Origin of the sequence: Stenotrophomonas sp. YIM B13575 (assembly GCF_042787595.1) — a bacterium.
Lineage (GTDB): Bacteria > Pseudomonadota > Gammaproteobacteria > Xanthomonadales > Xanthomonadaceae > Stenotrophomonas > Stenotrophomonas lactitubi_B.
Genome location: NZ_JBHZOP010000040.1, coordinates 1 through 9,011, shown reverse-complemented (window position 1 = coordinate 9,011; position 9,011 = coordinate 1). Strand labels below are relative to the sequence as shown.

General features: G+C 67.4%; 7 protein-coding genes. 6 read left to right on the top strand and 1 reads right to left on the bottom strand.

What is annotated here, in order from left to right; translation table 11 throughout:
* The first annotated feature begins 209 nt into the window (after window positions 1-209).
* From ACFX4F_RS07835 to ACFX4F_RS07815, 5 genes are all read left to right on the top strand, one after another.
* Window positions 210-581 (top strand): hypothetical protein, encoded by a 372-nt coding sequence (locus tag ACFX4F_RS07835; protein ID WP_025878234.1) that lies wholly within the window; start codon window positions 210-212, stop codon window positions 579-581.
* A 227-nt stretch (window positions 582-808) separates the two neighbouring features.
* Complete coding sequence (locus ACFX4F_RS07830) at window positions 809-1,228, top strand: EF-hand domain-containing protein (RefSeq protein WP_380653870.1); 420 nt, start codon at window positions 809-811, stop codon at window positions 1,226-1,228.
* A gap of 97 nt (window positions 1,229-1,325) precedes the next feature.
* On the top strand, window positions 1,326-2,078 hold the full coding sequence (locus tag ACFX4F_RS07825) for an HAD family hydrolase (protein WP_032975604.1): 753 nt from the start codon (window positions 1,326-1,328) through the stop codon (window positions 2,076-2,078).
* A gap of 31 nt (window positions 2,079-2,109) precedes the next feature.
* Complete coding sequence (locus tag ACFX4F_RS07820) at window positions 2,110-2,598, top strand: hypothetical protein (protein ID WP_312111953.1); 489 nt, start codon at window positions 2,110-2,112, stop codon at window positions 2,596-2,598.
* Between the two features lie 162 nt (window positions 2,599-2,760).
* Window positions 2,761-4,122 carry a VOC family protein gene (locus tag ACFX4F_RS07815; RefSeq protein ID WP_380653865.1) on the top strand — a complete coding sequence of 454 codons (1,362 nt, stop codon included), beginning with the start codon at window positions 2,761-2,763 and terminating at the stop codon, window positions 4,120-4,122.
* A gap of 99 nt (window positions 4,123-4,221) precedes the next feature.
* Here the strand turns inward: ACFX4F_RS07815 and ACFX4F_RS07810 are convergent, their stop codons facing one another.
* Entirely contained in the window at window positions 4,222-5,736 is a 1,515-nt protein-coding gene (locus ACFX4F_RS07810; RefSeq protein WP_165376092.1) for an acetyl-CoA hydrolase/transferase family protein, read from the bottom strand.
* Window positions 5,737-6,104: 368 nt separating this feature from the next.
* On the opposite strand from ACFX4F_RS07810, the gene glnE reads away from it, so the two are divergent.
* Complete coding sequence (gene glnE / locus ACFX4F_RS07805) at window positions 6,105-8,900, top strand: bifunctional [glutamate--ammonia ligase]-adenylyl-L-tyrosine phosphorylase/[glutamate--ammonia-ligase] adenylyltransferase (RefSeq protein WP_380653861.1); 2,796 nt, start codon at window positions 6,105-6,107, stop codon at window positions 8,898-8,900.
* Window positions 8,901-9,011 lie beyond the last annotated feature (111 nt).

Below are 9,011 nucleotides of genomic sequence, written 5' to 3'. Positions count from 1 at the left end.
TGGGCATGCAGGACCGTTGGCGCCATGGATGGCGCCATCGAGCCCCCATGGATGGGTTCACGGCGTGTCCTGCATGCCCACACCGCCCCGCCCTCCCACGGAATGCCGCTGTTGCTGTTGCTTGCGCAGTGGCCTCTGCAGGTGCAGGGCGCAGCCCTGCCCATACACTTACCCCTTACACTGGCCGCCTTCTCCTGCGTCCCCGCCCGATGAACCTTCCCCTGCATTTCGGCCTGCTCGGTACGCTTGAAGCGGGCCTCATCGCCCTGCTGGTCGGCCTGTTGGTGTACTTCCTGTGGCACCACCTGTGCCGCCTGCTGCACTGGACCGTGGGCCATGCGATCGGCTGGTCGTGCGTCATCGCGGTGATCATCTCCGCCGGCATCGACGCCTGGAAGCTGTTCTACATGGGCATCGTGCGGCTGGAGTCGCCGCTGTATGCGCGCCTGTTCCTGTCCACCATCCACGATCCGAACGAACTGGGCAGCCGCGTGGTGCTGGAAATCGCCGGTGCGCTCTCCGGTGTTGCATTGGGGTGGGTGTTGTTCAGTTCGCGGTCATCGGAAAAAACCGTCGACTGACGCAGGTTTTTCGTTCGCTGCCGGTTAAATCCGGTAGCGCTGAATGCTCGTCTTACTCCCTGCTCACTTCGCACTAACCACCGCGCTAACGCATGCGTCTGCGTGGGTGGTTAACCATGCGTGTTCGCGGCGATCGCCGCGCAAAATCGATTCAGAAATGCGGTGGCAGGGTAGGTGCCGTGCGGAGACAACGACCGCGCACTACCACCCTTCAGGAGACACCCCAGATGACTATTCGCAACCGCAAGCCCCTGATCGCCCTGATCGTCGCCGCCGGCAGCGTGTTGGCCATCCCGGCGATGGCGCAGTCGGCCAAGCAGCAGGCCGCGCATGCACAGAACGAAGCGGCGCAGGCCCAGCAGGCGGCGGCACAGGCTGGCAAGGCCGCTGACCAGGCGACCGATGCGGCCGCAGCAGCGTCGGCGCAGGCCAACGGCGGTGGCCAGACCTGGGCCAGCATCGATACCGATGGCAACGGCACCATCAGCAAGAGCGAGGCGCAGGTGAATGCGGGCCTTGCCCAGGTGTTCGACCAGGCTGATGCCAACAAGGACGGCCAGCTGAGTGCCGACGAGTACAAGGCCTACGTGGCCGCCCAGCAGGCCGGTGCCGGCGCGGCTGGCCCGGCCGCAGGCCAGGGCCGCTGATCCACGGTTGAATTCGGGACAACCGGTGCATGGGCAACCCGGGTGGCTTCGGCCACCCGGGTTTTTTTCGTCATCTCAGCGCCTGTATCCTAGGGCGATGAACACCTCCACGCCTGCGCCTTCGCGCGCCATCGGCCTGGTCGGTTTTGACGGTGACGACACGCTGTGGAAGAGCGAGGACTACTACCGCAAGGCCGAGCAGGATTACCTGGACCTGCTGTCGCGCTACATCGACGTCCATGACACCCAGACCGCCCGCCACCTGCTGGAAGTGCAGCAGCGCCACCTCGGCGTGTTCGGCTATGGGGTGAAGAGCATGACGCTGTCGATGATCGAAGCGGCCATCGAGATCACCTCGCAGCGTATCGAGGCCAAGGACATCCAGCGCATCCTCGACATCGGCCACGACACCCTGCGCCATCCGGTCGAACTGATCGACGGCGTACGCGAGTCGGTGGCGGCCATCGCCGCGCAGTACCCGGTGGTGCTGATCACCAAGGGCGATCTGTTCCATCAGGAAGCCAAGATCAAGGTGGCGGCGCTGGCGGACCTGTTCCCACGCATCGAGATCGTGTCCGAGAAGGACCCGGAAACCTATGCCCGCGTGCTGGCCGAATTCGATCTGCCGATGCAGCAGTTCGTGATGGTCGGCAATTCGCTGCGCTCGGATATCGAACCGGTGATCACCCTCGGCGGCTGGGGCATCCATACCCCTTACGCGGTGACCTGGGCGCACGAGACCCAGCACGGCGTGGCCGACGACGAACCGCGCATGGTCAACGCCGATACCGCCTGGGACTGGCCCGCCGCGCTGGCGACGATCGAGGCCAAGGCCGCTGCCGCGGCCTGACACGGCGCGCCCGCTGCGGCAGAATCGGGTCATGAAACTGCCACTGCGCGCGCTGCTGTTGTCCCTGCTGCTGGCGCCGGCCATCGTGCTGGCCCAGCAGACCGCCGAACGTTCGGCGACCTACGAGGTGGATACCGGCGACGCCTGGGTCGACACCCAGCTGGCCGACATCAACCACTACGCCGAGCGCTACCCCGATGCCTTCCTCGACGAGGTATCGCGCTACGCCGGGGTTCCGCGCGGCTACATCGCCGCGCTGGCCACCACCCACCAGTGGCAGGCCGGCGACATCTACTTCGCCTGCTTCTGGGCCAAGGCCAGTGGCCAGACCTGCCGCGACAGCGTGCGCGCCTTCAGCCAGGACCCCGAGGGCGGCTGGGCCGAGGTGGTGAAGCGGATGCCGGCCAAGCCGCAGAACCTGCATTACCGCGCCGTGCGCCACGCCATCGTCGCCAGTTACGAGCACTGGGACCGGCCGATCACCCTGGATGCCACGCTGAAGCGCCAGTTGAAACGGTAGCGCCGGGCCACGCCCGGCGAGCGCGCAGCGCGGTCCTGGGATCCGCCGGGCATGGCCCCGCGCTACCGATGCTCTTCATGCTGCTCTGCGTATCGCCGCCGCCGCGCACTCCGGCGACAATACGGGTTCTCGCCGTTCCCCGTTCCCGTAACCGAGTGACTGATGAGCGCCTCTTTCGTTTCGCCTGATGTGATCCGCCGCCTGTTCGCCCAGGCCATGTCCCGCATGTACCGCACCGAAGTGCCGCTGTACGGCACGCTGGTGGAACTGGTGGAGCGGATCAACTCGCAGGTCCTGGCGCAGGACCCGGCGCTGGCCGCGCAGCTGCTGCGCAATGATGAGCGCGCCCGCCTGGACGAAGAACGCCATGGCGCGATCCGCGTCGGCACCCCGCAGGAACTGGCGACCCTGCGCCGCCTGTTCGCGGTGATGGGCATGTACCCGGTGGGCTACTACGATCTGTCGGTGGCCGGCGTGCCGGTGCATTCCACCGCCTTCCGCCCGCTGACCGCCGCTGCGTTGGCACTGAACCCGTTCCGCGTGTTCACCTCGCTGCTGCGCCTGGAGCTGATCGAAGATGAGGCGCTGCGTGCGCAGTCGGCCGAGATTCTCGCCCGCCGCCGCATCTTCACCGACGACGCGCTGGCGCTGATCGACCAGGCCGAGCGTGACGGTGGCCTGAGCGAGGCCGATGCCGAACGCTTCGTCGAACAGGCGCTGGAGACCTTCCGCTGGCATGGCGACGCCACCGTCGACCTGCCGACCTACCATGCCCTGCACAAGGCGCACCGGCTGGTGGCCGACGTGGTCAGCTTCCGTGGCCCGCACATCAATCACCTGACCCCGCGCACGCTGGACATCGACGCTGCACAGGCGGCGATGATCGAGCACGGCATGGCCGCCAAGGCGGTGATCGAGGGCCCGCCGCGTCGCGCCTGCCCGATCCTGCTGCGGCAGACCAGCTTCAAGGCCTTGGAAGAAGCCGTGCACTTCCCGGACAACGAGGGCGGCGACGCCGGCACCCATACCGCGCGCTTCGGCGAGATCGAACAGCGCGGCCTGGCACTGACCGCCAAGGGTCGCGCGCTGTACGACCAGCTGTTGACGCAGGCACGCGATGCAGGCGGCGCGGGCAGCACAGGCGGTGACTACGGCCAGCGCCTGCAGGCGGTGTTCGCCAGTTTCCCGGATGACCATGACACCCTGCGCCAGGAAGGCCTGGGCTACTACCGCTACCAGCTGACCGACGCTGGCCGCGCCGCGCCGGAACGCGTGGCCGACCTGCCGGCCGAAGTACTGGTTGCAGCGGGCCTGGCCACGGCCGATCCGATCGTCTACGAGGACTTCCTGCCGGTCAGTGCAGCAGGCATCTTCCAGTCGAACCTGGGCGGTGGCGAGCAGCGCGCCTACACCGCACATGCCAATCGCGAAGCCTTCGAACAGGCGCTGGGCGCGGCGGTGAACGATGAGTTCGAGATCTACGAGCGCATCCAGGCCGAATCGCTGGCGGCGCTGCGCGGATAAGCCGCGTGCTGCGGAGCCGAGCATGGGCTCGGCTCCGCAGGATGTTGCGGTGCTGCCAGTTGTAGAGCCGAGCCATGCTCGGCTCCACAGAAGCGGGCGTCAGCCCTTCATCGTGCCCGTATCCAGCCAGCGCTGGTGCCACGACAGCGCTTCCGGCAGCAGGTGCGGGGTGTGCTTGCCGTAACTCTCGCGGCTGGCGCGGTCGAAGTAGTCCTGCAGCTGCGCGCGGAAGTCCGGGTGCGCGCAGTTGTCGATCAGCACCTGCGCGCGCTTGCGCGGGGTCAGGCCACGCAGATCGGCCAGGCCCTGTTCGGTCACGATCACCGACACGTCGTGCTCGGTGTGGTCGACGTGGCTGGCCATCGGCACGATCGCCGAAATGGTGCCGTTCTTCGCCGTCGACGGGCTCAGGAACGCGGACAGGAAACCATTGCGCGCGAAGTCGCCCGAACCGCCGATGCCGTTCATGATCCGCGTGCCCATCACGTGCGTCGAATTGACGTTGCCGTAGAGGTCCACTTCGATCATGCCGTTCATGCCGATGCAGCCGAGGCGGCGCACCAGTTCCGGATGGTTGGAGATTTCCTGCGTGCGCATGATGATGCGCTCGCGGTAGAAATCGATGTTTTCCTTGAACGTCTCGTTGGCCTGCGGGCTCAGTGCGAAGCCGGTGCACGAGGCATAGCTCAGTACGCCGTCGCGCAGCAGGTCGAGCATGCCGTCCTGGATCACTTCGGTGAACGCGGCCAGGTCGCGGAAGCCGCTCTTGGCCAGGCCGGCCAGTACCGCGTTGGGGATGTTGCCCACGCCCGACTGCAGCGGCAGCAGGTTGGCCGGCAGGCGGCCGCGCTTCACTTCGTGCTGCAGGAACTCGATCAGGTGCGAGGCGATCTGTTCGCTGGTCGCATCGATCGGGCTGAACGGGCTGTTGCGGTCCGGTCCGTTGGTGCGCACCACCGCCACGATCTTGTCCGGGTCGCAGCGCAGCGCGGTCTCGCCGATGCGGTCGTTGGCATTGACCAGCGGAATCGGCTTGCGGTGCGGCGGCAGCGCGGTGCCGTAGTAGATGTCATGCATGCCATCGACGCCGGCCGGCTGCCACTCGTTGACCTCGATGATCACCTTCTTGGCCAGGTCCAGCCAGGTCTTGTTGTTGCCCAGCGAGGTGGACGGCACCAGCGAACCATCCTCGCGGATGGCCGAAACCTCGATCACGGCGGTATCGATCTCGCCGTAGAAGCCGAACCAGACGTGCTGGGCGACGTGGCTGAGGTGGATGTCGATGTAATCCAGCTTGCCCTCGTTGATGCGGTTGCGCGCATCCGGGTCGCTCTGGAACGGCATGCGCATGGCGATGCCATCGGCCTTGGCCAGCGCGCCATCCAGTTCCGGTGCAGTGGAGGCACCGGTCATCAGGCTGATCTGGAAGGGCAGGCCCTGGGCATGCACCGATTCGATGCGGCGGGCCAGTTCAACGGGAACGGCCTTGGGGTAACCGGAGCCGGTAAAGCCGCTCATGGCCACGGTTTCACCGGGCTGGATCAGCGCGGCTGCGGCCTCGGCGGAGACCACGCGGTCACGAAGACGCGCGTTGGCGATGCGATCAACAGTCATGACGACAGCGTTTCTGGGGGGAATCCCGATTATCGGCCATCCCCTGCCGTACGGGGGGTTCTACCTTCGTGGAATGGTGTTTCCGGCAACGCCTCTCCCATACCCGTCAGTTTTGTTTTGCAGTGCAGCGTGCAAAGTACTTTCGTACACCGCACGATGGCCCTGCATCCCGACGTGGGGGAGGGAGCAGAGCCCGCTGGCAGTTCGCTGCAAGCGGGCTTTTTTATTGCCTGCCGCCGAAGATGAATGCGCGGTGCGGGGTCGGATCCTTTCTGCCAACGGCAAAAGGCGCTGACCCCACAGGCCACGGCAACGGGTCACAGCCCTTCGCCGTTGGCAAAGGGATCCGACCCCGCGAGAATCAGGGTATGACCCTCGCCCCCGCCGAATTGCCCGCCACCCTGCAGCCCCTCGTCGACCGCGCGCTGACGCGCCTGACCCAGGCAGTGCCCGATCCCATCCCGGCCGAGCTGCAGCCGATGCTGGTGCAACTGGCGGTCAGCAGCGACTTCGCCATGGATACCCTGGTGCGTCAGCCCGGCCTGTTGACGCAACTGGCCGCGCCGGGCTGCCCGCCACTGCCGGCGCCGGTGCTCGACCCGCAGCAGTCCAGCGACTGGCCGGCGCAGCTGCGGCGCTGGCGCACCGCAATGTCCACCCGCTTGATCTGGCGCGACCTGGCCGGGCTGGACGACGTGCCACAGACCCTCGCCGGTGCCACCGCGCTGGCCGAGGACTGCCTGCGCTTGGCGCTGGACGCCCTGCAGCAGGAGTTCGCCCAGCGCCATGGAGTGATCCTCGATGACCACGGCCAAGCGCAGCAGCTGGTGGTGTTCGGGCTGGGCAAGCTGGGGGGTGGCGAACTCAACTTCAGTTCCGATGTCGATCTGGTCTACGCCTACGTGCAGGGCGGTGAATCCGACGGTCCGCGCACGCTGGCGGCCGAGGAGTACTTTGCCCGCCTCGGCCAGCGCCTGGCCAAGCTGCTGGATGAAACCACCGTCGATGGCTTCAGCCATCGCGTCGACCTGCGCCTGCGCCCGTTCGGCAGCGCAGGCCGCGTCGCGCTGTCATTCGCGGCGATGGATCAGTATTTCCAGCGCGAAGGCCGCGACTGGGAGCGCTATGCCTGGTTGAAAGCACGCGCAGTGGCGGGCGATATCGCCGCTGGCGAGGCGTGGCTGCAGACCCTGCGTCCGTTCGTGTACCGCCGCTACCTGGACTTCACCGCGCTCGATGGCCTGCGGGAGATGAAAGCGGCGATCACCGCCGAAGTTGCGCGCCGCGAGATGCACGACGACATCAAGCGTGGCGCCGGCGGCATCCGCGAAATCGAGTTCCTGTGCCAGGCACTGCAGCTCATTCGCGGTGGCCGCGAGCCGGCGCTGCGTGAGCGACGGCTGCTGGTCGCGCTGGAGGCGCTGGTCGCCGCCGGGCAGATCGCCCGCGATGATGGCGCCGCGTTGCGCGAGGCCTATCTGTTCCTGCGCCGGCTGGAAAACCGCCTGCAGATGCTGCGCGATGCACAGACCCATGTGCTGCCCTCCGATGTGCTGGATCGCGAACGCATTGCCGTCGGCCTCGGCTATGCCGATTGGGATGCGCTGCGCGCTGCATTGACCGTGCAGCAGCAGCGCGTCAGTACCGAGTTCGCCGCGTTGCTGGCCCCGCGCAAGGGCCAGGCCGCGCCGGATGCGCTGGCCAACTACTGGCGCAGCCTGCCCGAGGGCAGCAACGCTGCGCTGCTGGCCGAGGCCGGTTTCCTCGATGCCAATGGCGCCGACCAGTCATTGCGCGATTTCGCCCAGGGCACGGGCGTGAAGTCGCTGTCCGATGCGGCGCGTGCGCGCCTGGATCGCGTGCTGCCAGCACTGCTGCACGCTGCCACCCGTTCACCGCAGCCCGACGCCGCGCTCAAGCGCGTGCTCGGCCTGCTGCAGGCAGTGCTGCGTCGTACCAGCTACCTGGCGCTGCTGGACGAACAACCCAGCGCGCTTGCGCGCCTGGTCGACGTGCTCGCACGCAGCGCATTACTGGCTGAACGCCTGGCCGCGTACCCGCTGCTGCTGGACGAGCTGCTGGATGTTCGCGTGTCCGGGCCGATGCCCGATGCGGCCGGCATGCTGGCCGAATGCCAGCAGGTGCTGACGGTGGAGGATCCCGAATCGGCGCTGCGTTGGCTCAATGAAACGCGGCTCGCCCTCAGTTTCCGCATGGCCATGGCCACGCTGGACGGCCGTCAGGGCGCGGTCGACAGCACCCGGCAACTGGCCGAACTGGCGCAGGCGGTGGTCATCACGGTGTTGGCGATGGCCGAGGCCGATATGCACGCCGCGCACGGCGCTATCGCCGGCGGCCGCTTCGCGATCATCGGCTACGGCAGCCTGGGCGGCCTGGAGCTGGGCTTTGGCTCGGATCTGGACCTGGTGTTCCTGCACGACCATCCCGCCGGCGTGGAAGCCAGCGATGGCGCGCGCCCGCTGGAGCCGGGCCGCTGGTATGCGCGCCTGGCCCAGAAGGTGATGGCGCTGCTGGCTGCGGTCACCGCCGCCGGCCGCCTGTACGACATCGACGTGCGCCTGCGCCCGGATGGTGGCAAGGGCTCGCTGGTGTCTTCGCTGGCCAGCTACACCGAGTACCAGCGCGAACGCGCATGGACCTGGGAACACCAGGCGCTGGTACGTGCACGCGGCGTGGCCGGCGATGCCAGCCTGCTGCAGGATTTCGAACAGGTACGTGCGCAGACGCTGGGCCGCGAACGTGATCGCGCGACGCTGTATGCCGATGTGCTGAAGATGCGCGGGCGCATGCGCACCGAGCTGGACCGCAGCGATGCCGCGCGGCTCGACCTGAAGCAGGGCGCAGGCGGCGTGGTCGATCTGGAGTTCCTGCTGCAGACCGGCGTGCTGGCATGCAGTGTGCAGACACCTGCATTGCTGCAGCCGCGCGCCACGCCGGCATTGATCGACGCGTTGGCAGCGGCGGGGTTCCTGCCCGACGCCGCCGCACAGGCGCTGCATGGCGCGCATGCCACGCTGCTGGAGGTAGGGCTGGCCTGCACGCTGGATCGCCGGCCGCGGTTGGCGCCGACGACGCCGGCCATCGAAGAGGCGTGTGCGGCGATCAGCGCCGCATGCATCGCCGCGGAGCTGCCGTTCGCCTGACCGCCTGCAATGGCTGTAGCGGCTTTGGGTAGGTGCCGACCGTTGGTCGGCACAATCTCTCAGCTGCGATGAACCCTGAACCTGAAGAAGCGTGCCGACCAACGGTCGGCA

Coding starts and splice junctions, on each gene's coding strand:
- ACFX4F_RS07835 (WP_025878234.1), top strand. CDS start 210: ATGAACCTTCCCCTGCATTTCGGCCTGCTCGGTACGCTTGAAGCGGGC.
- ACFX4F_RS07830 (WP_380653870.1), top strand. CDS start 809: ATGACTATTCGCAACCGCAAGCCCCTGATCGCCCTGATCGTCGCCGCC.
- ACFX4F_RS07825 (WP_032975604.1), top strand. CDS start 1,326: ATGAACACCTCCACGCCTGCGCCTTCGCGCGCCATCGGCCTGGTCGGT.
- ACFX4F_RS07820 (WP_312111953.1), top strand. CDS start 2,110: ATGAAACTGCCACTGCGCGCGCTGCTGTTGTCCCTGCTGCTGGCGCCG.
- ACFX4F_RS07815 (WP_380653865.1), top strand. CDS start 2,761: ATGAGCGCCTCTTTCGTTTCGCCTGATGTGATCCGCCGCCTGTTCGCC.
- ACFX4F_RS07810 (WP_165376092.1), bottom strand. CDS start 5,736: ATGACTGTTGATCGCATCGCCAACGCGCGTCTTCGTGACCGCGTGGTC.
- glnE (WP_380653861.1), top strand. CDS start 6,105: ATGACCCTCGCCCCCGCCGAATTGCCCGCCACCCTGCAGCCCCTCGTC.